Origin of the sequence: Cupriavidus necator A5-1, from assembly GCF_000744095.1 — a bacterium.
Taxonomy (GTDB): Bacteria; Pseudomonadota; Gammaproteobacteria; order Burkholderiales; family Burkholderiaceae; genus Cupriavidus; species Cupriavidus necator_A.
This window is the reverse complement of record NZ_JQLI01000008.1, coordinates 3,511,415-3,534,558: the sequence shown is the minus strand read 5'-3', so window position 1 is coordinate 3,534,558 and position 23,144 is coordinate 3,511,415. Positions and strand designations below refer to the sequence as shown.

The 23,144-nt window shown below is 66.8% G+C and carries 24 protein-coding genes; 19 read left to right on the top strand and 5 right to left on the bottom strand.

Features of this window, described 5'->3' with window-relative positions; all coding sequences use genetic code 11:
* Positions 1-69: 69 nt before the first annotated feature.
* Positions 70-225 (bottom strand): hypothetical protein, encoded by a 156-nt coding sequence (locus tag K307_RS40465; RefSeq protein ID WP_155301368.1) that lies wholly within the window; start codon positions 223-225, stop codon positions 70-72.
* A gap of 115 nt (positions 226-340) precedes the next feature.
* Here K307_RS40465 and leuC point away from each other — a divergent pair, with 115 nt between their 5' ends.
* From leuC to K307_RS40380, 18 genes are all read left to right on the top strand, one after another.
* A complete protein-coding gene (gene leuC / locus K307_RS40460; RefSeq protein ID WP_042886632.1) occupies positions 341-1,750 on the top strand; it encodes a 3-isopropylmalate dehydratase large subunit in 1,410 nt (469 codons plus the stop codon).
* 15 nt (positions 1,751-1,765) lie between these two features.
* Positions 1,766-1,897 carry an entericidin A/B family lipoprotein gene (locus K307_RS40455; protein WP_022535977.1) on the top strand — a complete coding sequence of 44 codons (132 nt, stop codon included), beginning with the start codon at positions 1,766-1,768 and terminating at the stop codon, positions 1,895-1,897.
* 11 nt (positions 1,898-1,908) lie between these two features.
* Positions 1,909-2,559 (top strand): 3-isopropylmalate dehydratase small subunit, encoded by a 651-nt coding sequence (gene leuD / locus K307_RS40450; RefSeq protein WP_042886631.1) that lies wholly within the window; start codon positions 1,909-1,911, stop codon positions 2,557-2,559.
* A gap of 31 nt (positions 2,560-2,590) precedes the next feature.
* Positions 2,591-3,658 carry a 3-isopropylmalate dehydrogenase gene (gene leuB, locus K307_RS40445; RefSeq protein ID WP_042886630.1) on the top strand — a complete coding sequence of 356 codons (1,068 nt, stop codon included), beginning with the start codon at positions 2,591-2,593 and terminating at the stop codon, positions 3,656-3,658.
* Positions 3,659-3,757: 99 nt separating this feature from the next.
* Complete coding sequence (locus tag K307_RS50525) at positions 3,758-3,889, top strand: hypothetical protein (RefSeq protein ID WP_013957414.1); 132 nt, start codon at positions 3,758-3,760, stop codon at positions 3,887-3,889.
* Between the two features lie 90 nt (positions 3,890-3,979).
* Positions 3,980-5,116 carry an aspartate-semialdehyde dehydrogenase gene (asd, locus tag K307_RS40440; protein ID WP_042886629.1) on the top strand — a complete coding sequence of 379 codons (1,137 nt, stop codon included), beginning with the start codon at positions 3,980-3,982 and terminating at the stop codon, positions 5,114-5,116.
* Positions 5,117-5,393: 277 nt separating this feature from the next.
* Positions 5,394-8,228, top strand: coding sequence for a FimV/HubP family polar landmark protein (locus K307_RS40435; protein WP_042886627.1), 2,835 nt, complete (start codon positions 5,394-5,396; stop codon positions 8,226-8,228).
* Between the two features lie 137 nt (positions 8,229-8,365).
* Entirely contained in the window at positions 8,366-9,184 is an 819-nt protein-coding gene (truA, locus tag K307_RS40430; protein WP_042886626.1) for a tRNA pseudouridine(38-40) synthase TruA, read from the top strand.
* Positions 9,171-9,890 (top strand): phosphoribosylanthranilate isomerase, encoded by a 720-nt coding sequence (locus K307_RS40425; protein ID WP_042886625.1) that lies wholly within the window; start codon positions 9,171-9,173, stop codon positions 9,888-9,890. Before truA ends, K307_RS40425 begins: the two co-directional genes overlap by 14 nt.
* Positions 9,891-10,016: 126 nt before the next feature.
* Positions 10,017-11,210 carry a tryptophan synthase subunit beta gene (trpB, locus tag K307_RS40420; protein WP_022535970.1) on the top strand — a complete coding sequence of 398 codons (1,194 nt, stop codon included), beginning with the start codon at positions 10,017-10,019 and terminating at the stop codon, positions 11,208-11,210.
* The gene (locus K307_RS40415; protein WP_042886624.1) at positions 11,210-12,121 is read left to right on the top strand and encodes a DNA-methyltransferase; all 912 of its coding nucleotides are present in this window, start codon (positions 11,210-11,212) and stop codon (positions 12,119-12,121) included. The genes trpB and K307_RS40415 overlap by 1 nt, the downstream gene beginning before the upstream one ends.
* A 1-nt stretch (position 12,122) precedes the next feature.
* The gene (gene trpA / locus K307_RS40410) at positions 12,123-12,920 is read left to right on the top strand and encodes a tryptophan synthase subunit alpha (protein WP_042886623.1); all 798 of its coding nucleotides are present in this window, start codon (positions 12,123-12,125) and stop codon (positions 12,918-12,920) included.
* A 180-nt stretch (positions 12,921-13,100) separates the two neighbouring features.
* A complete protein-coding gene (gene accD, locus K307_RS40405) occupies positions 13,101-13,973 on the top strand; it encodes an acetyl-CoA carboxylase, carboxyltransferase subunit beta (protein ID WP_022535967.1) in 873 nt (290 codons plus the stop codon).
* A gap of 161 nt (positions 13,974-14,134) precedes the next feature.
* Positions 14,135-15,445, top strand: a complete 1,311-nt coding sequence (folC, locus tag K307_RS40400) for a bifunctional tetrahydrofolate synthase/dihydrofolate synthase (protein ID WP_042886621.1) — start codon at positions 14,135-14,137, stop codon at positions 15,443-15,445.
* Positions 15,446-15,551: 106 nt separating this feature from the next.
* Positions 15,552-16,259 (top strand): SPOR domain-containing protein, encoded by a 708-nt coding sequence (locus tag K307_RS40395; protein ID WP_042888062.1) that lies wholly within the window; start codon positions 15,552-15,554, stop codon positions 16,257-16,259.
* A 53-nt stretch (positions 16,260-16,312) separates the two neighbouring features.
* Positions 16,313-16,810: a CvpA family protein gene (locus K307_RS40390; protein WP_022535964.1), complete on the top strand. Its 498-nt coding sequence runs from the start codon at positions 16,313-16,315 to the stop codon at positions 16,808-16,810.
* Positions 16,811-16,914: 104 nt separating this feature from the next.
* Positions 16,915-18,444 (top strand): amidophosphoribosyltransferase, encoded by a 1,530-nt coding sequence (gene purF / locus K307_RS40385; RefSeq protein WP_042886620.1) that lies wholly within the window; start codon positions 16,915-16,917, stop codon positions 18,442-18,444.
* Positions 18,445-18,772: 328 nt separating this feature from the next.
* Complete coding sequence (locus K307_RS40380; RefSeq protein WP_042888061.1) at positions 18,773-19,978, top strand: O-succinylhomoserine sulfhydrylase; 1,206 nt, start codon at positions 18,773-18,775, stop codon at positions 19,976-19,978.
* Between the two features lie 17 nt (positions 19,979-19,995).
* Here the strand turns inward: K307_RS40380 and K307_RS40375 are convergent, their stop codons facing one another.
* On the bottom strand, positions 19,996-20,328 hold the full coding sequence (locus K307_RS40375; RefSeq protein ID WP_230626343.1) for a hypothetical protein: 333 nt from the start codon (positions 20,326-20,328) through the stop codon (positions 19,996-19,998).
* Here K307_RS40375 and sugE point away from each other — a divergent pair.
* Positions 20,322-20,642, top strand: coding sequence for a quaternary ammonium compound efflux SMR transporter SugE (gene sugE / locus K307_RS40370; RefSeq protein WP_042886618.1), 321 nt, complete (start codon positions 20,322-20,324; stop codon positions 20,640-20,642). The two genes, K307_RS40375 and sugE, sit on opposite strands and share 7 nt — an antisense overlap.
* Before the next feature lie 16 nt (positions 20,643-20,658).
* Here sugE and K307_RS40365 read toward each other — a convergent pair whose 3' ends face one another.
* The 3 genes from K307_RS40365 to rpsU form a co-directional block, all read right to left on the bottom strand.
* Positions 20,659-21,540, bottom strand: a complete 882-nt coding sequence (locus K307_RS40365) for an ABC transporter permease (protein ID WP_042886617.1) — start codon at positions 21,538-21,540, stop codon at positions 20,659-20,661.
* A gap of 14 nt (positions 21,541-21,554) precedes the next feature.
* Complete coding sequence (gene nodI / locus K307_RS40360) at positions 21,555-22,466, bottom strand: nodulation factor ABC transporter ATP-binding protein NodI (RefSeq protein WP_026200447.1); 912 nt, start codon at positions 22,464-22,466, stop codon at positions 21,555-21,557.
* Between the two features lie 191 nt (positions 22,467-22,657).
* Complete coding sequence (gene rpsU, locus K307_RS40355; protein ID WP_010814647.1) at positions 22,658-22,870, bottom strand: 30S ribosomal protein S21; 213 nt, start codon at positions 22,868-22,870, stop codon at positions 22,658-22,660.
* Positions 22,871-23,144: the final 274 nt, after the last annotated feature.

Genomic DNA, 23,144 nt, shown 5'->3' with positions numbered 1-23,144 from the left:
CGTCGTCCCGCCTCGGGCAGGGCGACGGCCTCCTCCTTTTCGTCAACGACGAAATCCCCCTTTCGCCAATCACATTACATTCCAGCCGCCGCCTGGGCCGGGCAGGGGGCTGATCGCCATACCCCCTGTGGCATAATCGATTGCGAAGTCAAGCATCGCAGTAACGCTTGAAATATCGCTCGCATAACGCTCGCTTCTGGCAGCTTCCGGCGCGATCATCGCCATCGTCGCCCACCGCTCGCCACCGCGACCGAAGCGAACAAAAAACCCCTGCAAACTACTGCGCGGTCACCGCGGACCTCTCCTGCAAAGGACCCGTCCTCCGGCCCGCCATCGCATCATGGCCAAGACGCTCTACGACAAACTCTGGGATGACCACACCGTCCACGTCGAGGAGGACGGCACCACGCTGCTCTACATCGACCGTCACCTGCTGCATGAAGTGACCAGCCCGCAGGCGTTCGAAGGCCTGAAGATCGCGCAGCGTCCAGTGTGGCGCATCAGCGCGAACCTGGCCGTGTCGGACCACAACGTGCCCACTACCGACCGCAGCCAGGGCATTGCCGACCCCGTGTCGAAGCTGCAGGTCGATACGCTGGACGCCAACTGCGACAGCTTCGGCATTACCCAGTTCAAGATGAACGATCACCGCCAGGGCATCGTGCACGTGATCGGGCCGGAGCAGGGCGCCACGCTGCCGGGCATGACGGTGGTGTGCGGCGACTCGCATACCAGCACGCACGGCGCCTTCGGCGCGCTCGCGCACGGCATCGGCACCTCGGAAGTCGAGCACGTGCTGGCCACGCAGACGCTGCTGGGCAAGAAGGCCAAGAACATGCTGGTCAAGGTGGAAGGCAAGCTGCCGCGCGGCTGCACCGCCAAGGACATCGTGCTGGCCGTGATCGGCAAGATCGGCACCGCTGGCGGCACCGGCTTCACCATCGAGTTCGCCGGCTCGGCCATCCGTGACCTGACCATGGAAGGCCGCATGACCGTCTGCAACATGGCCATCGAAGCGGGCGCGCGCGCCGGCCTGGTGGCGGTGGACGACGTCACGCTGGAATACGTCAAGGGCCGCCCGTATGCGCCGCAGGGCGTGGAGTGGGAGCAGGCCGTTACCTACTGGCGCACGCTGCATTCCGACGCTGGTGCGCACTTTGACCAGGTGGTCGAGTTGCGCGCCGAAGACGTCCGCCCGCAGGTCACCTGGGGCACGTCGCCGGAAATGGTGGTCAGCATCGAAGACCGCGTGCCGGATCCCGAGAAGGAAAAGGACCCGAACAAGCGCAACGCGATGGAGCGCGCGCTGGAGTACATGGGCCTGCAGCCCAACGTGCCGGTCGAGAGCATCAATATCGACAAGGTCTTCATCGGCTCGTGCACCAACAGCCGCATCGAGGACATGCGCGCTGCCGCGTGGGTGGTGCAGAAGCTGGGCCGCAAGGTTGCTGCCAACGTGAAGCTGGCGATGGTGGTGCCGGGTTCGGGCCTGGTCAAGGAACAGGCTGAGCGCGAAGGCCTGGACAAGGTCTTCAAGGCCGCCGGTTTTGAATGGCGCGAGCCGGGCTGCTCGATGTGCCTGGCCATGAACGCCGACCGCCTCGATCCGGGCGAGCGCTGCGCGTCGACCTCGAACCGCAACTTCGAAGGCCGCCAGGGCGCCGGTGGCCGCACCCACCTGGTGAGCCCGGCGATGGCAGCGGCCGCCGCCATCGAAGGCCATTTTGTCGACATCCGCAAGCTGGGCTGAAGCGGAGCACGGCATATGAAAAGGACCCTGATCGCACTGCTGGCATGCCTGGGCATGCTGCAGCTTGCCGGCTGCAACACCATGGCCGGCCTGGGCAAGGACACGCAGGCCGCCGGCAGCTCGCTCGAGCGCGCGGCGAAGAAGTAAGGAAAGAGAACATGGACAAGTTCACCGTACACAGCGGCCTCGTGGCGCCGCTCGACCGCGAGAACGTCGATACCGACGCCATCATCCCGAAGCAGTTCCTGAAGTCGATCAAGCGCACCGGCTTCGGCCCCAACCTGTTCGACGAATGGCGCTACAAGGACGTTGGCCAGCCCGGCATGGACAACAGCAAGCGTCCGCTGAACCCGGACTTCGTGCTGAACCAGCCGCGCTACCAGGGCGCGTCGATCCTGCTGGCGCGCCGCAACTTCGGCTGCGGCAGCTCGCGCGAGCACGCGCCGTGGGCGCTGACGCAATACGGCTTCCGCGCCGTGATCGCGCCCAGCTTTGCCGACATCTTCTTCAACAACTGCTACAAGAACGGCCTGCTGCCGGTGGTGCTGACCGAACTCCAGGTCGACCACCTGTTCAACGAGACCAATGCGTTCAACGGCTACAAGCTGACCATAGACCTCGACAAGCAGGTCGTGGTGACGCCGGGCGGCGAGTCGTATTCGTTCGATATCGCGCCGTTCCGCAAGTACTGCATGCTCAATGGTTTCGACGACATCGGCCTGACCCTGCGCCATGCCGACAAGATCAAGGCCTACGAGGCCGAGCGCGTGGCCAAGATGCCGTGGCTGAACAACCGCCTGGTCGGCTGAGCCCGTACCGTCATAACAAGGAAGACACAGCATGAAAATCGCAGTCCTGCCGGGTGACGGCATCGGTCCCGAAATCGTCGCGGAGGCCGTCAAGGTCCTGAACGCGCTCGACGAGAAGTTCGAACTGGAAACCGCCCCGGTGGGCGGCGCCGGCTACGAGGCCGAAGGCCATCCGCTGCCGGAGAACACGCTGAAGCTGGCCAAGGAAGCCGACGCCATCCTGTTCGGCGCCGTGGGCGACTGGAAGTACGACAGCCTGGAGCGCGCGCTGCGCCCCGAGCAGGCCATCCTGGGCCTGCGCAAGCACCTGCAGTTGTTTGCCAACTTCCGTCCGGCGATCTGCTATCCGGAACTGACCGGTGCCTCGAGTCTGAAGCCCGAGCTGGTGGCTGGCCTGGACATCCTGATCGTGCGTGAGCTCAACGGCGACATCTACTTCGGCCAGCCGCGCGGTGTGCGCGAAGCGCCGGATGGCCTGTTCAAGGGCGCGCGCGAAGGCTTCGACACCATGCGCTACAGCGAGCCGGAGATCCGCCGCATCGCCCACGTGGCCTTCCAGGCCGCGGCCAAGCGCGGCAAGAAGCTGTGCAGCGTCGACAAGGCCAACGTGCTCGAGACCTTCCAGTTCTGGAAGGACATCGTGATCGAGGTCAGCAAGGAGTACCCCGAGGTCGAGCTGTCGCACATGTACGTAGACAACGCGGCCATGCAACTGGTCAAGGCGCCCAAGAGCTTCGACGTGATCGTCACTGGCAATATGTTCGGCGACATCCTGTCGGATGAGGCCGCCATGCTGACCGGCTCGATCGGCATGCTGCCGTCGGCGTCGCTGGATGCCAACAACAAGGGCCTGTACGAGCCGTCGCACGGCTCGGCGCCGGACATCGCCGGCAAGGGCGTGGCCAATCCGCTGGCCACCATCCTGTCGGCGGCGATGATGCTGCGCTACTCGCTGAACCGCGCCGACCAGGCCGACCGCATCGAGAACGCCGTCAAGAAGGTGCTGGCCCAGGGCTACCGCACCGGCGACATCCTGACGCCGGGCTGCAAGCAGGTCGGCACCCGCGAGATGGGAGACGCGGTGCTGGCGGCACTGTAAGTCACACGTGAAAGGGCACCGCAATCGCGGTGCCCTTGGTTTTATTTGTCCCCGATTTCCACGCTGCGGCGGCGCCGCAAAATCGTGTAGACTCTGCCGATGGCCCGATTTTCCCAGTCCACCCTGACTGCTGTTGCTGCCCTGACCGCTACCCGCGGCCCGGTCGGCACGATTTCGCTCGGCCAGACTGCAACGACGATTAAAACCATTATTAAAACCGCGATCGCCTAGATCCGTTCGTCGTGCCTGCCCGTCTTCCCCGCGCAGCCACGCCGGGCGAGGAAAATGGCGGGGAAGTAAAAATCACATCCGAGGTAAATCATGATTGTAGGTCTCGTCGGTTGGCGGGGAATGGTCGGCAGCGTCCTGATGCAGCGCATGCAGGAAGAGCGTGATTTCGACCATATCGAGCCCGTCTTCTTCAGCACGTCCAACGCCGGCGGCAAGGCGCCCGCCATGGCCAAGAACGAAACCACGCTCAAGGATGCCAACGACATCGACGCACTGAAGAAGTGCGACGTGGTGCTGACCGCGCAGGGCGGCGACTACACCAACGAGGTCTTCCCCAAGCTGCGCGCAGCCGGCTGGAAGGGCTACTGGATCGACGCGGCGTCCTCGCTGCGCATGAAGGACGATGCCATCATCGTGCTGGATCCGGTCAACCAGGGTGTGATCAAGGACGCGCTGTCCAAGGGCGTCAAGAATTTCATCGGCGGCAACTGCACGGTCAGCTGCATGCTGATGGGCCTGGGTGGCCTGTTCGAGGCCGACCTGATCGAGTGGATGACCTCGATGACGTACCAGGCCGCCTCGGGCGGCGGCGCGCAGCATATGCGCGAGCTGCTGACCCAGTTCGGCACGCTGAATGCGTCGGTGAAGTCGCTGCTGGATAACCCGGCGTCGGCCATCCTGGAAATCGACCGCACCATCCTGGCGACCCAGCACGGCCTGTCCGCCGAAGAAACCAAGCAGTTCGGCGTGCCGCTGGCCGGCAACCTGATCCCCTGGATCGACAAGGACCTGGGCAACGGCCAGTCCAAGGAAGAATGGAAGGGCGGCGCCGAGACCAACAAGATCCTGGGCCGCGGCGAAGGCTTCCTGGGTGCGACCGGCGCCACGCCGATCGCCGTGGACGGCCTGTGCGTGCGTATCGGCGCGATGCGCTGCCACTCGCAGGCGCTGACCATCAAGCTGCGCAAGGATGTGCCGCTGGATGAGATCGAAGGCATGCTGGCCGCCCATAACCCGTGGGCCAAGGTGGTGCCGAATACGCGCGAGGCCAGCATGACCGACCTGACCCCGGCTGCCGTGACCGGCACGCTGACGATTCCGGTCGGCCGCCTGCGCAAGATGCAGATGGGCGGCGAGTACCTGTCGGCCTTCACGGTCGGCGACCAGCTGCTGTGGGGTGCGGCCGAGCCGCTGCGCCGCATGCTGCGTATCCTGATCGAGTCCTGATCTCCGCCTGCCTGGTTGCGTCCGTTGCGGCCAGGCAACAGAATGGACCGCTTTACCGACAACGCCGCGCCCATGCGCGGCGTTGTTGTATCCGGGCGCCTATTTTTCCGGGCGATGCGTCACAATACGCCGGCATGCGCCCGGGCCCGCAGGGGTCAGCGCCTGCGTGCAGGCTGGTCAAGGGGTGCGTATAGAATGTCCCGCCAGCCTGCCGGACCTGGTTTATGGGGTCGGTCTGTCGATTTAATATCGCTACTAAAACATAACGGAGCATAAGGTGAGTGTGAGCCAACATCGCCGGAAAGATGCGCCTACTGCCCGTCAGCGCTGGTCAACGCTGGCCGTCACGGCACTGGGTCTGCTGCTTGCGCAGCCGGCCGCATATGCCGCGGGGTTCGGGCAATTGCGGGTTCAGTCAAATCTGGGGCAGCCGCTGCAGGCTGAGATCGACATCAGTGGGGTCACTGCCGAAGAGGCCAGCGGGCTCAGCGTCAAGCTGGCGCCACCGTCGGCCTACGCCGCGGCCGGGCTGACCTATATGCCGGCCGTCAGCAGCATGAAGCTGGACATCGAGCGCCGGCCCAACGGCAGCTACGTGGCGCGGGTCAGGTCGACCCAGCCGATCAGCGAGCCGTTCGTCGATATCCTGATCGACATGAGCTGGGCCAGCGGCAAGGTCTCGCGCGCCTACACCTTCCTGCTTGACCCCGCCGGGGCCAAGCCCTCTAACCAGACATTCTCGCCTTCGGCGGTGGTGCCGGCTGCGACGCCAGATGCGTCGCCCGCCGCGGCGCCTGCCGCGACGGCGCCGCAGCCTGAAGCCGCACCCGCTGCGGCCGAGGCGCCACGTCCTGCCGCGCCCGCCCGCCCTGCCCGCCAGAGCGCGAAGCGCGCCCCGGCGCCGGCCGCCAGCACCGAGATGACCCCCGGCGGCGGCTACACCGTGCAGCGTGGCGACACGCTCTACGCCATCGCCGGCGAAGCCGTACAGGGCCAGGAGTCGGTGTCGCTTGACCAGATGCTTGTCGCGCTCTATCGCAACAATCCCAACGCCTTTATCGGCGGCAATATGAACCGGCTGCGCAGCGGCGCGGTGCTCCAGGTGCCGACCGCGCAACAGGCGCAATCGGTCACGCCCAAGGCCGCCCGCCGCGAGGTGGTGGCGCGCACGCAGGGCTTTGACGCGTACCGCAGCCGCCTCGCCAGCGCGGCGGCAGCCAAGTCGGTCGAACCCGACAGCGGCCGCCAGCAGTCCGGCAACGTCACCGCCCGCGTGCAGGAGCAGGCCGCGCCGGCTGCCGCGCGCGACGAGCTCAAGCTGAGCAAGGCCGAGCGCGCCGGGCAAGCCGACGCGGCGGCCAAGGCCGAGGCCGCCATCGCGCGCGAGCGCCAGTTGAAGGAAGCCGAAACGCGCCTGGCGCAGCTGGAAAAGAATGTCGGCGACATGCAGAAGCTGCTCGAGCTGAAGAACGCCGAGATCGCCAAGCTGAGCCAGGCCAACCAGGCCGCGCTGGCCGAGAAGGACAAGGCGGTCGCCAAGGCTGACGCCGCGGCCAAAACAGCCGAAGCGGCGGCGCCTGCCGTGGTGGCCGCCCAGCCGCCGAAGGCGGATGCTGCGGCCGCCCCGACGACGCCCGCGACGGCCACCAGCGCTGCAGCACCGACAACCGCCGGCGCCAGTGCCGCCGACGCCGCGGCACCTGCTGCCGTGGCGGCTGCCACTGCCGCGGCCGCCGCAGCTTCAGCGCCGGCCGCCGCCCCGGCCAGCACCGCGCAGGTGGCTGCGCCTGCATCGGCCCCGGCCGCCAAGCCGGTACCGCCGGTGGTCGCCCAGCCGCAGCCGGTGCCCGAACCTTCGTTCCTCGACGGCTTGCTCGCCAACCCGATGCTGCTGCCCGGAGGCGGCCTACTGGTGGCGCTGCTCGGCGTCTATGCGATCTATCGCCGCCGCCAGCAGCAGAAGGCAGGCGAGGCCACCGGCTTCGGCGACAGCATCCTGTCGCAGGAAAGCACGGTGATGGCCGGCGCCAATTCGCTGTTCGGCGCGGCCGGCGGGCAGAGTGTCGATACCTCGCAGCACAGCGTGTTCGGCGCGGACTTCCGCATCGGCAACAACACGCCCGAAGCCAACGAGGTCGACCCGATCGCCGAGGCCGAGGTCTATATCGCCTATGGGCGCGATGTGCAGGCAGAAGAAATCCTGCGCGAAGCCCTGGAGAAAAACCCGGAGCAGCAGCCGGTGCGGCTCAAGCTCCTGGAGATTTACAGCAACAGACAGGATGTGGAAGGTTTCCGCGTGATTGCAGAAGAAATGTTCGCCCAGACCGGCGGACACGGTGCGGAATGGCTGAAGGCAGCAGAAATGGGGCGCGCGCTCGAACCGGGCAATGCGCTTTACCTGGCGGTAACCGCCGACGCCGCGGGCCCGGATACGGCCTCGCCGGCAACGGACCAGTGGCGCACCCAGGATCCGTCGCATGATTTGTCGCAAGGTCCGGCCTCGATCCCGAGGCTCGAGCCCTCGCTGGGCGACCTGGCGCTGCCGCTCGATGCCTTCCCGGCACCGGCGGCGGGCGATCCCATCGTCGCCCCGGCTTCCGCCGCGATGGTATTCGGCGCTGACGCGGACCAGACCGAGACGGCGCTGCGCCTGGACGCCGGCCTGGACCTGCCGGCAAGCGGCGCCGACCCGCTGGCGGATGACATCCCCAGCCTGGACACGCCGACCCGTGGCCGCCCGCTGGAGTTCGACATGTCGGGCCTGTCGCTCGACCTGGGTGGCGGCATGCAGCAGGACACCCGTGGCAAGGATGTTCTCGACGAGGCCACCATGCCGCTGCCGGTGACCACGATGCTGCGCGACGGCAAGCTGGCCGAGCCGATCGACCTGTCGCGCGTCTCCGCCGAAACCGGCGGCGGCGTCTCGCCCAGCACGCTGTCGTCCGATGGCGTGGATGGCGGGCGCGACATGCAGATCAAGCTCGACCTGGCCCGCGCCTATATCGAGATCGGCGACAAGGAAGGGGCCCGCGAGCTGCTGCAGGAAGTGGTCGAGCAGTCGCAGGATCCGCTGCAGGCCGAGGCCCGTTCGCTGCTCCTCGAAGTGGCCTGAGCTATCATTGACGGTCCGGCCGCGGCACGCGCTGCCGCGGCACGAAGCGATGCGCCGGAAGCGTCCCTTCCGGCGCATTTGCTTTTCCGGCGGGCCATGCGTTCATCGCACCCCGCCGCCTTGCCTGATCCCCTGACATGAACCGCATCGCAATCGGTCTGCACTACGACGGCGCCGCCTTTTCCGGCTGGCAGTCGCAGCCGCACCGCAACACCGTGCAGGACCACCTGGAAGACGCCATCGAGCGCTTTGCCGGCGTACGCCTGCTGACCACCGTGGCGGGGCGTACCGATACCGGCGTGCATGCGCTGGGCCAGGTCATCCACCTCGACACCATGCTCGAGCGCGAGCCTTTTTCCTGGGTGCGCGGCGTCAACGCCTTCCTGCCGCCGTCGATCGCGCTGCAGTGGGCGCGTCCGGTGGAAGAGGGCTTCCACGCCCGCTTCCTGGCGTTCGAGCGCATGTACTACTACGCGCTCTACACCGGCCCGCACCGCGTGCCCCTGGTGCACGGCCGCGCCGGCTACCAGATGCTGCCGCCGGGCCAGCGGCTCGATGCCGACGCCATGCGCGAGGCCGCGGCCTGCCTGGTCGGCGAGCACGATTTCTCCGCCTTCCGCGCCGCCGAATGCCAGGCCAAGTCGCCGGTCAAGACCATGTATGACGTCACAATCAAGGACGACGGCAACTGGCTGTTCCTGCGCTTTCGCGCCAGCGCCTTCCTGCACCATATGGTGCGCAACCTGATGGGCTGCCTGGTGGCGGTGGGACGCAAGCGCTACCCGCCGGAGTGGCTGGCGCAGGTGCTGGCCGGGCGTGACCGCAAGCTGGCCGCGCCGACCTTCATGCCCGACGGCCTCTACCTGGTGGACGTCAAGTATCCTGATGCTTACCAGATCCCCGCGGCCGACCCGTCCGCGAGCCTGTTCCATGGAGTCTTCGATGACGCAGCCTGAGGGCACTGCCGCGCACATGCAGCCGGCCCGCACCCGCATCAAGATCTGCGGCCTGACCCGTGAGGAGGACGTGCGCGCCGCCGTGGATGCGGGCGCCGATGCGATCGGCCTGGTGTTCTACCCGAAGAGCCCGCGCTACGTCGACGTGGCCCGCGCGGCGGCGCTGGCAGAAGCCGCCGGCCCGTTCGTGGCGGTGACTGGCCTGTTCGTCAATGCCGACCTGGAAGACATCGCCCACGTGGCCGAGCGCGTGCCACTCACGCTGTTGCAACTGCATGGCGACGAGACCCCGCAGTTCTGCACCCAGGCCGCGCAGCGCTGCCGGCTGCCCTTCATGCGCGCCGCCCGTGTGCGCGCGGGGCTTGATTTGGTAGAATTCGCCGATCAATACCGTGATGCCGCTGCCTTGCTGCTCGATGCCTTCGTCGAAGGCTACGGCGGTGGCGGCCACGTCTTCGACTGGACCCTGATTCCTCCGGCATGGCTTCCGCCCACTCCTCAGGCAAGCGGCAACCCGAACGCAAGCGGCGCTCCTCGCATCGTTTTGAGTGGTGGGTTGAACGCGCAAAACGTCGCTGGCGCGATTGAACGCGTGCGGCCTTACGCTGTGGATGTGAGCAGCGGGGTAGAGGCCGCCAAGGGCGTGAAGGACCACGCCCGCATCGCCGCGTTCGTGCGCGCAGTCCGCAGTGCCGAGGCAGGATGAACCGGGCCCGGGTCGTATCCCGACCTCCCGACCCCACTTCATGCCGCCTGTGCGGGCACCGCGCATCGCAGTCAACCAAGCGTCCTTGCCAGGTGAGGCAAGGCCGCTGTTCCGAAGAGCCTAGACATGTACGACCTGCCCGATTCCCGTGGCCATTTCGGCCCCTATGGCGGCACCTTCGTTTCCGAGACGCTGGTCCACGCGCTGGATGAGCTGCGCGAAGCCTATGCGCACTACCAGAAGGACCCCGAGTTCGACGCCGAATTCCGCCGCGAGCTGAAGCACTTTGTCGGCCGCCCGTCGCCGATCTATCACGCGCAGCGCTGGAGCGAGACGCTCGGCGGCGCGCAGATCTACTTCAAGCGCGAAGACCTGAACCACACCGGCGCGCACAAGATCAACAACGTCATCGGCCAGGCGCTGCTGGCCAAGCGCATGGGCAAGCCGCGCGTGATCGCCGAGACCGGGGCAGGGCAGCATGGCGTGGCCACCGCCACCATCGCCGCGCGCTTCGGCATGGAGTGCGTGGTCTACATGGGCGCCGAGGACGTGCGCCGCCAGGCCGCCAACGTCTACCGCATGAAGCTGCTGGGCGCCACCGTGGTGCCGGTGGAAAGCGGCTCGCGCACGCTCAAGGACGCGCTTAACGAGGCCATGCGCGACTGGGTCACCAACGTCGAGACCACCTTCTACATCATCGGCACCGTGGCCGGCCCGCACCCGTACCCGATGATGGTGCGCGACTTCCAGTGCGTGATCGGCGAGGAGGCCAAGGTGCAGATGCCGGAGATGACGGGCCGCCAGCCGGATGCCGTGATTGCCTGCGTCGGCGGCGGCTCCAATGCGATGGGCATCTTCTATCCCTATATCGAGCACCAGGACGTGCAGCTGATCGGCGTCGAAGCCGCCGGCGACGGCCTGGACACCGGCCGCCACGCCGCCGCGCTGATCGGCGGCACGCCCGGCGTGCTGCACGGCAACCGCACCTACCTGCTGCAGGACGCCAACGGCCAGATCATCGAGACGCATTCGGTGTCGGCCGGCCTGGACTACCCCGGCGTCGGTCCCGAGCACGCCTGGCTCAAGGACAGCGGCCGTGCACAGTACGTGCCGATCACCGACGAGGAAGCCCTCAAGGCCTTCCACGACTGCTGCCGCATCGAGGGCATCATCCCGGCGCTGGAATCCAGCCACGCCATCGCCTACGCCTGCAAGCTGGCCCCGACGCTGCCCAAGGACAAGCTGCTGCTGGTGAACCTGTCCGGCCGCGGCGACAAGGACATGCACACCGTGGCCGAGCGCGCGGGGCTCAAGCTCTGATGCGCGCGCTGCCTCATACCGCCGGCCTGGCCGTGGGCGGGGCCGATGCCCTGCCTGCGCATCCCGAAGCGCCGCCGCTGCAGCTGTTCCAGGAAGACATGTTCGAGGGCATCGCGCGCCTGCCGGACGGCTCGGTCGACCTGATCGTCGCCGATCCGCCCTACGGGCTGGGCAAGGACTACGGCAATGATTCCGACCTGTTGTCGGGCCAAGCTTACCTGGACTGGTCCGAGCGCTGGATGGACGCGGTCGTGCCCAAGCTCGCGCCCAAGGGCACGCTCTACCTGTTCTGCACCTGGCAGTATTCGCCGGAGCTGTTCGTGATGCTCAAGCGGCGCCTGACGATGATCAACGAGATCATCTGGGACCGCCGCGTGCCCAGCATGGGCGGCACCACGCGCAAGTACTCGTCGGTGCACGACAACATCGGCTTCTTCGCCCGCGCGCGCGACTACTACTTCGATCTCGACCCGGTCCGCATCCCGTACGATCCCGAGACCAAGAAGGCGCGTAGCCGCCCGCGTTTCGAGGGCAAGAAGTGGCTGGAGGTCGGCTACAACCCCAAGGACCTGTGGAGCATCTCGCGCATCCACCGCCAGGACCCGGAGCGTGCCAACCACCCGACGCAGAAGCCGCTGGAGATTGTCGAGCGCATGGTGCTGTCGAGCTGCCCGCGGGGCGGCCTGGTGCTGGATCCGTTTGCCGGCAGCGGCACCACCGCGGTGGCCTGCCTGCGCCACGGCCGGCGTTTTGTCGGCTACGAGATCAACCCGGAATACGTGCAGGTGGCGTGCGCACGCGTGTCAGCCGCCGCGCTGGCGATGCCGGCCATCGAGCCCGACGCCACCCCAACCCTGGCCGCCGCCAATGACGATGCCTCGCCGGCGTCGCGGCCTCACCTGATTCCCTGATATGTCCCGTATCCAGAAGACGTTCGCGGCGCTGGCCGCGCAGCAGAAGAAGGGCCTGATTCCGTTTATCACCGCCGGCGATCCCGAGCCCGGCCTGACCGTGGCGCTGATGCATGCGCTGGTGGCCGGCGGCGCCGATGTGATCGAGCTGGGCGTGCCGTTCTCCGACCCGATGGCCGACGGCCCGGTGATCCAGCGCGCCTCGGAGCGCGCGCTGGCGCAGGGCGTGTCGCTGACGCAGGTGCTGCAGTGGGTGCGCGAGTTCCGCCAGACCAATGCCGATACCCCGGTGGTGCTGATGGGTTACGCCAACCCGATCGAGCGCATGGGCGAGCAGGCCTTTGCCACGGCCGCGCGCGAGGCCAGCGTGGACGGCGTGCTGGTAGTCGACTATCCGCCCGAGGAGTGCGAGTCCTTTGCCACGCTGATGCGCGACAACGGCATGGACCCGATCTTCCTGCTGGCGCCGACCTCGACCGACGCGCGTATCGAAGCGGTGGCCCGCGTCGCCAGCGGCTATCTTTACTACGTGTCGCTCAAGGGCGTGACCGGCTCGGCCGCGATCGACCTGGGCAGCGTGGCGGCGCGCCTGCCGCTGATCAAGCAGCACGCGAACCTGCCGGTGGGTGTAGGCTTCGGCATCCGCGACGCGCAGACCGCGCGTGCGATCGGCAGCGTGGCCGATGCCGTGGTGATCGGCAGCCGGCTGGTGCAGTTGCTGGAAGACACGCCGCGCGAGCAGGCGGTGGCGACGCTGCAGGCGTTTATCGCCGAGATCCGCCAGGCGCTGGACAGCTGAAGTGATGCATTCCCGGCTCGATGGCTTCTTAAAAGTGATGCGCCGTTCGCAATCGGCGTGTTCCGCTTAGAGGTCACCGGGCCGGCGTGGTAAATTTGCGGGTTGATTCCCTGCCGTCTGCCGAGGTGCGTCCCGTAAAGGGGTTTGCCGGCGGACCGCAGCTATCCGAAAGGAGCTTTCATGAGCTGGTTGGATAAACTCCTGCCTCCCAAGATTCAACAGACCGACCCCCGTACCCGCAAGGGCATCCCGGAGGGGTTGTGGGTCAAGTGCCCGTCGTGCGAGTCCACCCTGTACCGGACCGACGTCGAGGCCAACCTGCACGTCTGCCCGAAATGCGACCACCACATGCGCATCAACGCGCGTGCGCGCCTGGACGCGCTGCTGGACGCCGAGGGCCGCTATGAGATCGGCCAGGAGATCGTGCCGGTCGACGCGCTCAAGTTCAAGGACTCCAAGAAGTACCCGGACCGCATCAAGGCGGCCATGGACGAGACCGGCGAGACCGACGCCATGGTGGTGATGGGCGGTGCCATCCACACCATCCCGGTGGTCGTGAGCTGCTTCGAGTTCGAGTTCATGGGTGGTTCCATGGGCTCCGTGGTGGGCGAGCGTTTCGTGCGCGGCGCGCAGGCCGCGCTGGAGCAGAAGGTGCCGTTTATCTGCTTTACCGCCACCGGCGGCGCGCGCATGCAGGAAAGCCTGCTGTCGCTGCTGCAGATGGCCAAGACCACCGCCATGCTGAACCAGCTGAGTGCGGCCAAGCTGCCGTTTATCAGCGTGCTGACCGACCCGACCATGGGCGGCGTGTCGGCTTCGTTCGCCTTCCTGGGCGACGTGGTGATCGCCGAGCCCAAGGCGCTGATCGGCTTTGCCGGCCCTCGCGTGATCGAACAGACCGTGCGCGAGAAGCTGCCGGAAGGCTTCCAGCGCTCCGAATTCCTGATCCAGAAGGGCGCCATCGACATGATCGTCGACCGCCGCAAGCTGCGCGCGGAACTGGCGCAGCTGCTGGCGCTGCTGCAGAAGCAGCCGGCCGACGCGGTGGCATAACGCCACCTGCATGGCAGCAAGGAGGGCGCGGGTGGTTGACGCGCCTTTCGCATTTCTGGGCCTGTCTTTTGGCCCGTTTTTCCTGTCGGCGCCGCGGCTGCCCTTGACTTTGCGGGCTCCTGGCCGAATCTGGTAGCAATAGCTTTCCTCGCATCCCGTACATGCCTGTCTTCCACACGCTCCCCGAATGGCTCGCCCATCTCGAAACTGCCCATCCCGTGGGCATCGACATGGGCCTGACGCGCATCACGCGCGTGAAGGAGGCCCTCGGGCTGCGCATCGACGCGGTGGTGTTCACCGTGGGCGGCACCAACGGCAAGGGTTCCACCTGCGCCATACTCGAGCGCATCCTGCTGGAGGCCGGCTACAAGGTCGGCTGCCATACCTCGCCGCACCTGATCTCGTTCAACGAGCGCGCGCGCATCAACGGCGAAATGGCCACCGACGCGCAGCTGCTGCCGCATTTCGAGGCGGTCGAGCATGCCCGCAACAGCTTTGCCAATCCCATCAGCCTGACGTACTTCGAGTTCACCACGCTGGCGATCATCCACGCCTTCGCCGCGGCGGGCCTTGACGCGATCATCCTGGAAGTGGGACTGGGCGGCCGGCTTGACGCGGTCAATGTGATCGATACCGACTGCGCCATCATCACCAGCGTCGATATCGACCACACCCAGTACCTGGGCAATACCCGCGAGGAAATCGGCTTCGAGAAAGCCGGCATCTTCCGCCCGGGCGTGCCGGCAATCTGCGGCGACCCGGTGCCGCCCAAGTCGCTGATTGCGCACGCCGAGGCCATCGGTGCGGAGCTGTGGCTGGTGGGCCGGGATTTCCATTTCCAGGCCGCCAAGGGCCAGGAGCGCCAGCAATGGGACTGGAGCGGCGGTGACCGCAAGCTCAATGGCCTAGGCTACCCGGCGCTGCGCGGAGCCAACCAGCTGCTCAACGCCGCCGCAGCACTGGCCGCGCTGCAGGCGATGCGCCCGCGGTTGCCGGTGAGCGCACAGGAGGTGCGCAACGGGCTGGCCTTCGTCGAACTGCCGGGGCGCTTCCAGGTGCTGCCGGGACGGCCAGCGGTGATCCTCGACGTGGCGCACAATCCGCATGCCGCCGCCACGCTGGGGCAGAACCTGGAGAACATGGGCTTCTTCCGCTACACCTATGCGGTGTTCGGCGCGATGCAGGACAAGGACATCGCCGGGGTGCTGCAGCACGTGGCCGATAAGGTGGACCACTGGTGCCTGTGCGACCTGCCCACCGAGCGCGCCGCCAGCGCAACCGACATCCTGGCCAGGCTGGAAGCAGGCGGTTTCCGCCCCGGCCCGGACGCCACCGCGGCCTGCTTTTCCAGCCCGGAGGCGGCATTCCGCGACGCCATCGAGCGAGCCACCGAGAATGATAGAATTCTGGTCTTCGGATCGTTCTATACCGTCGCCGGCGTGATGGCCTACCGGGCCACGCAGGCGAACTGAGGCGCCAGGTCATCCTGCGCTGAAGGACCAACCCCGGTGGTCATGGGCGCTCCCTGAGCGGCAAACGCAACGACCGGCCCCCATGGCCGTCGCACCGAACCAATCTATGGGCCTGCTTTCGCTGTTTTCTTCCCGCAAGGGCAACGACCCCGCACCAGAGCGTGCGCGGCGCCAGCGCACCGACCCGGGTGCAGGCATTGCCTCGTCGCGCCGCCTGGCCGAGGAATATGCCGACGACACGCTCGACCCTGAATTCCCGCAGAAGCAGCGCGCGCGCCGTCGCCTGATCGGCGCCGTGGTGCTGGTGGTGGCCGCCGTGATCGTGCTGCCGATCGTATTCGAGACCAAGCCGCGGCCGGTGTCCGAGGATGTCTCGGTAAAGGTCGCCAACGGGGTGTCGCAGAAGCCCCGCGTGGAGCCGCGCAAGGCCGATCCGCTGCCGCCCGCGCCGGCGGCGCGAAATGATGCCGCGGCACTGGATGCCGGCGAGGAAATCGTCAGCGCGCCGCAGAAGCCCGCGGCCACTGCACCTGCAGACAAGCCCGCACAAAAAGCCGAGGCCAAGGCGGAAGCCAGGCAGGGCAGCGGCAAGTACCTGATCCTGATCGGCGCCTTCTCGTCCGAAGAGCGGGCGAAGAACTGGCTGGCCAAGCTCAAGGAGAGCAAGGTCCCGGCCTATGTCGAAAAGAAAGTGCTGGCCGATGGCGATCGCATCCTGCTGCGCGCCGGCCCCTTCAGCGACCGTGAAGCCGCCGACGCCGCCGACAAGCGCGTGCGCGCGGTAGGCCTGACCTCCCGGATCGTGGAACAGTAAAGGGCCAGCGCGGCCGGCGCCCGGTGTGGTACCTGGCGCAGCCGCAAGCAACGATGCAGCCGACTTTCTTCGATTACGCCGTGGTCTTCATCCTGCTGGCCTCCGCCATGCTGGGCGTGCTGCGTGGCCTGGTGCGCGAGGTGCTGTCGCTGATCGGCTGGGTGGTGGCGTTCTGGGTGGCGTTCCGCTACGGCGCGGTGGCCGCGGGCTGGATGCCCGAGTCGCTGCCCGGCGGCGAACTGGCCCGCCATGCGCTGGCCTTCGTGGTGCTGCTGATCGGCACCGTGCTCGGGGCCTCGCTGGCCGGCATGGTGGTCGGGCAGCTGCTGGAGAGCACCGGGCTCAAGCCGGCCGACCGCGGGCTCGGGCTGGTATTCGGATTGATGCGCGGCGCGCTGCTGGTGATGGTGATGGTCACGCTGGCCAGCCTCACCAAATTGCCGGAAGAACCGTTCTGGCGCGACGCGGTAAGCCGCCCGTATGTGATGCAGGCCATGGATTCCGTCAAGCCATGGCTGCCGCCGGAGCTGGCGAAGTACGTCAAGACATGAAGCCGGGCATGGTGCCCGGTCGGTAGTACGCAGGCCTTTGGGTCCGGGGGATTTCCGGACCCGGCTGCGCCCCCTGATTCAAAGCCTTTCCTGGGAGCTTGGCAATGTGCGGTATCGTCGGTGTGGTTTCAGCCACGCCTGTCAACCAATTGATTTACGACAGCCTGCTGTTGTTGCAGCATCGCGGACAGGATGCTGCCGGCATCGCCACCGCCAACGGCAGTACCTTCCACATGCACAAGGCCAACGGCCTGGTGCGCGATGTCTTCCGTACCCGCAACATGCGCGGCCTGCCGGGTGCCGCCGGCATCGGCCAGGTGCGCTACCCGACCGCCGGCTCGGCGTCGAGCGAGGAAGAAGCGCAGCCGTTCTACGTCAACGCGCCGTACGGCGTGATCCTGGCGCATAACGGCAACCTGACCAACTGGCAGCAGCTGCGCGAAGAGATGTTTCGCCGCGACCGTCGCCACATCAACACACACTCCGATACCGAAGTGCTGCTGAACGTGCTGGCCGACGAACTGCAGCGTGCCAGCAGCGGCATGGCGCTGGACCCGGACACCATCTTCACGGCAGTGAGCGGCCTGCACCGCCGCGTGCGCGGCTCGTACGCGATCGCCGCGCAGATCGCCGGCTACGGCATGCTGGCCGTGCGCGACCCGTTCGGCATCCGCCCGCTGTGCCTGGGCAGCATCGAGACCCCGACCGGCAAGGAATGGATGGTGGCGTCGGAGTCGGTGGCGCTGGAAGGCATCGGCTACAAGCTCGAGCGCGACGTGGCGCCGGGCGAGGCGATCTTCATCGACCTGGACGGCAAGCTCTACAGCAAGCAGTGCGCCGACAACGCGGTGCTGACGTCGTGCATTTTCGAGTATGTCTACCTGGCCCGCCCGGATTCGTGCATCGACGGCGTACCGGTGTACGACGCGCGCCTGCGCATGGGCGACTACCTGGCCGAGAAGATCCGCGAGGAAGTGTCGGCCGGCGACATCGACGTGGTGATGCCGATCCCCGATTCCAGCCGTCCGGCCGCGATGCAGGTGGCCAACCGCCTGGGCGTGAACTACCGCGAAGGCTTCTTCAAGAACCGCTACGTCGGCCGCACCTTCATCATGCCCGGCCAGGCCGTGCGCAAGAAGTCGGTGCGCCAGAAGCTCAACGCCATGGGCGTCGAGTTCAAGGGCAAGAACGTGCTGATCGTCGATGACTCGATCGTGCGCGGCACGACCTCGTTCGAGATCGTGCAGATGGCGCGCGACGCCGGCGCCAACAAGGTGATCTTCGCCTCGGCCGCGCCGCCGGTGAAGTTCCCCAACGTGTACGGCATCGACATGCCGACCCGCAGCGAACTGGTGGCGCATGGCCGCACGCACGAAGAGATCGCGAAGATCATCGGCGCGGACAAGCTGGTGTACCAGGACGTGGAAGCGATGAAGCAGGCGGTGCGCGATATCAACCCGGCGCTGAAGGACTTCGACGCGTCGTGCTTCGATGGCCGCTATATCACCGGCGATATCGACGAGGCCTACCTGGACCGCCTGGAAACGGCGCGCAGCCTGGCCGACCGCGAAGGCAACGGCGGCGATACCGAGCGCTCGCAACTGCACCTGCAGCGCTCCGGCGGCAACGAGTAAGCCGCGCCGCCGCTGTCCGCGCGCGTTGACGAATGCGGAGCCCGGCCGTAACATGGCCGGGCGTCGATTTGATAGTCAGCTTGCGGACGCGGGTCCAGCCCGAAACAGCTAAAGAGATGGTGGTCAGCAACGTTTGCCGGTTTGCGCAGTGCCTGCGCAATTGGCCGGCCAACCACCACAGCCTGCCGAAGGCCCCCGCAGAACAGCAAGCCCGTCGATCCGACTACCCGATCGCACGGGCTTTTTTCATGGCCGGCCGCTTGTCCCCCGCACAGGCGGTGGCTTGTCGAAACCATTGCACTCGCGCGGGTACGACCGCGCCACCAGCATGAACGAACCGCTCAATCCCGAATCGCTCGGCATCGATACCCTTGGCGTGCGCGCCGGCACGCTGCGCAGCGAATTCATGGAGCACTCCGAGGCGATGTACCTGACCTCGAGCTTCTGCTTCAAGAGCGCCGCCGAGGCCGCCGAACGCTTCGCCAACTCGGAAGAGGGCTTCACCTACTCGCGCTTCACCAATCCGACCGTGTCGATGTTCCAGTCGCGCCTGGCCGCACTGGAAGGCGCGCAGGCCTGCATGGCCACCGCCTCGGGCATGAGCGCGATCCTGTCGGTGGTGCTGTCGTCGATGCAGGCGGGCGACCACCTGGTCAGCTCGCGCGCGATCTTCGGCTCGACCATGACGCTGTTCGGCAGTATCTTCTCGAAGTTCGGCGTCGAGACCACCTTCGTCGATCCGAGCGACCTGAACGCATGGCGCGCCGCGGTGCGTCCGAACACGAAGCTGTTCTTCCTGGAAACGCCGTCGAACCCGCTGACCGAGGTGGCGGACATCGCCGCCGTGGCCGATATCGCCCACAACGCGAACGCGCTGCTGGTGGTCGACAACTGCTTCTGTTCGCCGGCGCTGCAGCAGCCGATGAAGTTCGGCGCGGACATCGTGGTGCATTCGGCCACCAAGCATATCGACGGCCAGGGCCGCGTGCTGGGCGGCGCGGTGCTGGGCTCGCACGACTTCATCATGGGCAAGGTATTCCCGTTCGTGCGCACCGCGGGCCCGACGCTGTCGGCGTTCAACGCCTGGGTGCTGCTTAAGGGCCTGGAGACGCTGGCGATCCGCATGGAGCGCCATTCGGCCAGCGCGCTGGCGCTGGCGCAGTTCCTGGAATCGCACCCAGCCGTGGCGCGCGTGTTCCACCCGGCGCTGAAGTCGCACCCGCAGCACGAGATCGCCATGCGCCAGCAGAGCGGCGGCGGCGCGATTGTGTCGTTCGAGCTCAAGGGCGCAACGCCCGAGCAGCAGCGTGCCAATGCCTGGCGCGTGATCGACAGCACGCGGCTGTGCTCGATCACCGGCAATCTGGGCGACACCCGCACCACCATCACGCACCCGTACACCACCACGCATGCGCGCGTGAGCCCCGAGGCCAAGGCGGCCGCGGGCGTGGGGGAAGGGCTGATCCGGCTGGCGGTGGGGCTGGAGTCGGTCGAGGACCTGAAGGTCGACCTGCTGCGCGGCCTGGGCGAGTGAGGGGGCGCTGACTTCCCTTATTGTGAGGCCTGTGCAGCCTGTGCAGCCTGTGCGGGCTGCGACGGCTGCGCCGCCTGGGGCGGCGGGTCGTCGCTGCCCGCCACGGCCTTCACACCCGCTGCGGTCACGTCATAAGTGGTCGAGGCCACGCTGACCGCGGCCGAGCCCACGGTGGCCACCGTCGACACCGCTGCACTGCCGACGGCCATGGTCGCTCCGACCACCATGCATCCAGACAGGGCGGCAGTCGCCAACGCGGTTACCAGCGCGAGGGCGATGCGCTGCAAGGTGGCGGATTCTCCGCTATCGTTGCGCACGGAACGACGCAAGGGGAAGTTTCGGTATGGCATGGACACTGCTTGCCCTCGCGGGGCTATTCGAGGTGGTCTGGGCGATCGGGCTCAAATACACCGACGGATTCACGCGGCTGGTGCCCAGCGCCATCACGCTCGCCGGCATGGCGATCAGCGTGATACTGCTGGCGTTGGCACTGCGTCACATTCCGGTGGGCACCGGCTATGCGGTCTGGACCGGCATCGGCGCGGTCGGCACTGCGATCCTCGGCATCATACTCTTCAACGAGCCGGCCACTGCCGCGCGGCTCGGCTGCATTGGCCTGATCGTGTGCGGGATTGCCGGGCTCAAGCTGGTGGGCAGCGCCTGAATCCGGCGGTTTTCACTCAGCGCAGCAGGCGCCTGCGCAGCAGGATCAGCGAGGCGACCAGCGCCACCACCGCATAGGCGGCCAGCACGCCGACATGCAGGCCGACGTCGTCGAGCGGCCGGCCCAGCATCAGCGGCCGGATCAGCGCCACCGCATGCGACAGCGGCAGCATCTTGGTTGCCGCCTGCACACCTTCGGGCAACTGCTCCAGCGGGAAGAACACGCCCGACAGCAGCAGCATCGGCGTCATCACCAGCGTCTGGTAGAACATGAAGAAGTCGTAGCTCGGTGCCAGCGCGGTGACGATCATCGCCAGCGCGGCAAAGGCGATGCCGGCCAGCACGATCACCGGCAGCGCCAGCAGCGCGCCGGGCATTTGCGCATAGCCGAGCGCGCCCGCCACCAGCATGATCGCCAGCCCGGACAGCACCGCCTTGCTGGCGGCCCAGAAGATCTCGCCCAGCACCACGTCGCCCAGCGTCAGCGGCGCGTGCATGATCGCTTCCCACGTGCGCTGCACGTGCATGCGCGAGAAGGCCGAGTACATCGACTCGAAGCTGGCCGACATCATTACGCTCGATGCGGTGGTGCCCGCGGCGAGGAAGGCGATATACGACACGCCGTTGACCTGGCCCACCATCAGCCCCAGCCCGAAGCCGAGGCCGAACAGGTAGATCATCGGGTCGGCCAGGTTGCCGATCATCGACGGGATGGCCAGCTTCTTCCACACCATGTAGTTGCGGTACCAGACCATCATCCAGTTGCGCAGGTTGCGCGGCAGCAGCGGCTGCGGATAGGTCTGGCGCACGCCTGTGGCCACGGTGCCGCGTGCGCTCACGGCAGGGGTGCTATGGGAGGCATCCGTGGAGGTATCCGCGCGGGGATCCTGTTCGCTCATTTCAGTCCCTCGGTTCAGTCCCGCATCTCGCGGCCGGTCAGCTTGAGGAACACGTCCTCCAGGTTGGCCGGGCGGTGCAGGTAGCGCACGCCGTTCCTGCCGTGCAGCGCCGCCAGCAGCGGGGCGGGCTCGCGCACGTAGCAGAACAGCGTCTCGCCGCTCATTTCGGTGCGCTGCGCCAGCGGCGTCAGGCTGCCGCGCAGCGTGTCCAGTTCATCGCCATAGACTTCCACCACATCGCAGCCGATCTGGCTGTCGATCAGTTCGTGGGGCTTGCCTTCGGCGATCTTGCGGCCGCCGTCGATCACGCACAGGTAGTTGCACAGGCGTTCGGCCTCTTCCATGAAGTGCGTGGTCAGCAGGATGGTCTTGCCGCTGGCCATCAGCGACTTGAGCCGCTCCCAGATCAGGTGGCGCGCCTGCGGGTCCAGGCCGGTGGTCGGCTCGTCCATCACCAGCAGGTCGGGATCGTTGATGAGCGCGCGCGCCACGGTCAGGCGCCGGCGCATGCCGCCGGAGAGGTCGCGCACCTGGGCATCGGCACGGTTCTCCAGTCGGGCGAATTCCAGCAGCATCGGCACGCGCCGCTCGATCTCCGCCGACGACAGCCCGAAGTAGCGCCCGAAGATGCGCAGGTTCTCGATCACCGAGAAGTCCGGGTCGAGGTTGTCGAACTGCGGCACCACGCCCACGCGCATGCGCGCCTGCGGCGCGCGCTCGGGGATGGGCTCGCCGCACAGCGTCAGCGTGCCGGCCATGGGCGTGGTCAGGCCCAGCAGCAGGCGCAGCGTGGTGGTCTTGCCGGCGCCGTTGGGGCCGAGCAGGCCGAAGCACTGGCCGCGAAACACCTGGAGGTCGAGGTCGTCGACCACGACCGTGTCGCCGTATTGCTTGCGCACCTTGCGCAACTCGAGGATGGCAGTCAAGGCAGGGTCCCGTCAGGGTCAACAAGGGGTCAAGGCGCCGTGAAGGCGCTATATCCGCCATTATGCCGGTCATCGGCGCAACGCTCAGGTGGCGCAGTGCAGCAAAAGCCGCGAGGGTAGGGGCATGCCCTGCGCGCGGGCATAAAAAAACCGCCAGCGAACTGGCGGTTTTTTTATGAAGCTTGCCCGAATCAGTACATCTTCTTCGGCAGCATCTGCATGCGCAGGCGCTTGCGCAGGCGTGCTTCGGCGGCCTTCTTCTTGCGCTTGCGCTCGGTCGTCGGCTTCTCGTAAGCGGTACGGCTCTTGAGTTCAACGATCAGGCCAGTCTGCAGAATGGCACGACGGAAACGCCGCATTGCAACTTCAACGGGCTCACCAGGTTTCAAGACGATCTTAGTCAATTCAGTCCTTTAGGGGGTTGCCGCGGTAGCGGCTGGTTCACACGGGGGGAAACTGCGGTCGCCGGAGCGACTGGTATTGCACGCTGGGCTAGGCCCGGGTGCGCCCCCGCGAACCTGAAAGATGTGGACGTTTCAGTCCGTGCAGCCAGTGTCAGGGGTGATAGCGCCAGGTCCGAATACAACTGGAGCCTGACAGTACCGGTTTCCATGAATGCTATACGCCCGTAACTATGGCATGTATACGACGGCACTGTCAAGAATGCTGTGCAATGCG

What these genes read in the sequence shown, in the direction of transcription:
- K307_RS40465 (WP_155301368.1), bottom strand. Translation starts at nt 225, where the DNA reads ATGGCGATGATCGCGCCGGAAGCTGCCAGAAGCGAGCGTTATGCGAGC.
- leuC (WP_042886632.1), top strand. Translation starts at nt 341, where the DNA reads ATGGCCAAGACGCTCTACGACAAACTCTGGGATGACCACACCGTCCAC.
- K307_RS40455 (WP_022535977.1), top strand. Translation starts at nt 1,766, where the DNA reads ATGAAAAGGACCCTGATCGCACTGCTGGCATGCCTGGGCATGCTGCAG.
- leuD (WP_042886631.1), top strand. Translation starts at nt 1,909, where the DNA reads ATGGACAAGTTCACCGTACACAGCGGCCTCGTGGCGCCGCTCGACCGC.
- leuB (WP_042886630.1), top strand. Translation starts at nt 2,591, where the DNA reads ATGAAAATCGCAGTCCTGCCGGGTGACGGCATCGGTCCCGAAATCGTC.
- K307_RS50525 (WP_013957414.1), top strand. Translation starts at nt 3,758, where the DNA reads ATGGCCCGATTTTCCCAGTCCACCCTGACTGCTGTTGCTGCCCTGACC.
- asd (WP_042886629.1), top strand. Translation starts at nt 3,980, where the DNA reads ATGATTGTAGGTCTCGTCGGTTGGCGGGGAATGGTCGGCAGCGTCCTG.
- truA (WP_042886626.1), top strand. Translation starts at nt 8,366, where the DNA reads ATGAACCGCATCGCAATCGGTCTGCACTACGACGGCGCCGCCTTTTCC.
- K307_RS40425 (WP_042886625.1), top strand. Translation starts at nt 9,171, where the DNA reads ATGACGCAGCCTGAGGGCACTGCCGCGCACATGCAGCCGGCCCGCACC.
- trpB (WP_022535970.1), top strand. Translation starts at nt 10,017, where the DNA reads ATGTACGACCTGCCCGATTCCCGTGGCCATTTCGGCCCCTATGGCGGC.
- K307_RS40415 (WP_042886624.1), top strand. Translation starts at nt 11,210, where the DNA reads ATGCGCGCGCTGCCTCATACCGCCGGCCTGGCCGTGGGCGGGGCCGAT.
- trpA (WP_042886623.1), top strand. Translation starts at nt 12,123, where the DNA reads ATGTCCCGTATCCAGAAGACGTTCGCGGCGCTGGCCGCGCAGCAGAAG.
- accD (WP_022535967.1), top strand. Translation starts at nt 13,101, where the DNA reads ATGAGCTGGTTGGATAAACTCCTGCCTCCCAAGATTCAACAGACCGAC.
- folC (WP_042886621.1), top strand. Translation starts at nt 14,135, where the DNA reads ATGCCTGTCTTCCACACGCTCCCCGAATGGCTCGCCCATCTCGAAACT.
- K307_RS40395 (WP_042888062.1), top strand. Translation starts at nt 15,552, where the DNA reads ATGGGCCTGCTTTCGCTGTTTTCTTCCCGCAAGGGCAACGACCCCGCA.
- K307_RS40390 (WP_022535964.1), top strand. Translation starts at nt 16,313, where the DNA reads ATGCAGCCGACTTTCTTCGATTACGCCGTGGTCTTCATCCTGCTGGCC.
- purF (WP_042886620.1), top strand. Translation starts at nt 16,915, where the DNA reads ATGTGCGGTATCGTCGGTGTGGTTTCAGCCACGCCTGTCAACCAATTG.
- K307_RS40380 (WP_042888061.1), top strand. Translation starts at nt 18,773, where the DNA reads ATGAACGAACCGCTCAATCCCGAATCGCTCGGCATCGATACCCTTGGC.
- sugE (WP_042886618.1), top strand. Translation starts at nt 20,322, where the DNA reads ATGGCATGGACACTGCTTGCCCTCGCGGGGCTATTCGAGGTGGTCTGG.
- K307_RS40375 (WP_230626343.1), bottom strand. Translation starts at nt 20,328, where the DNA reads ATGCCATACCGAAACTTCCCCTTGCGTCGTTCCGTGCGCAACGATAGC.
- K307_RS40365 (WP_042886617.1), bottom strand. Translation starts at nt 21,540, where the DNA reads ATGAGCGAACAGGATCCCCGCGCGGATACCTCCACGGATGCCTCCCAT.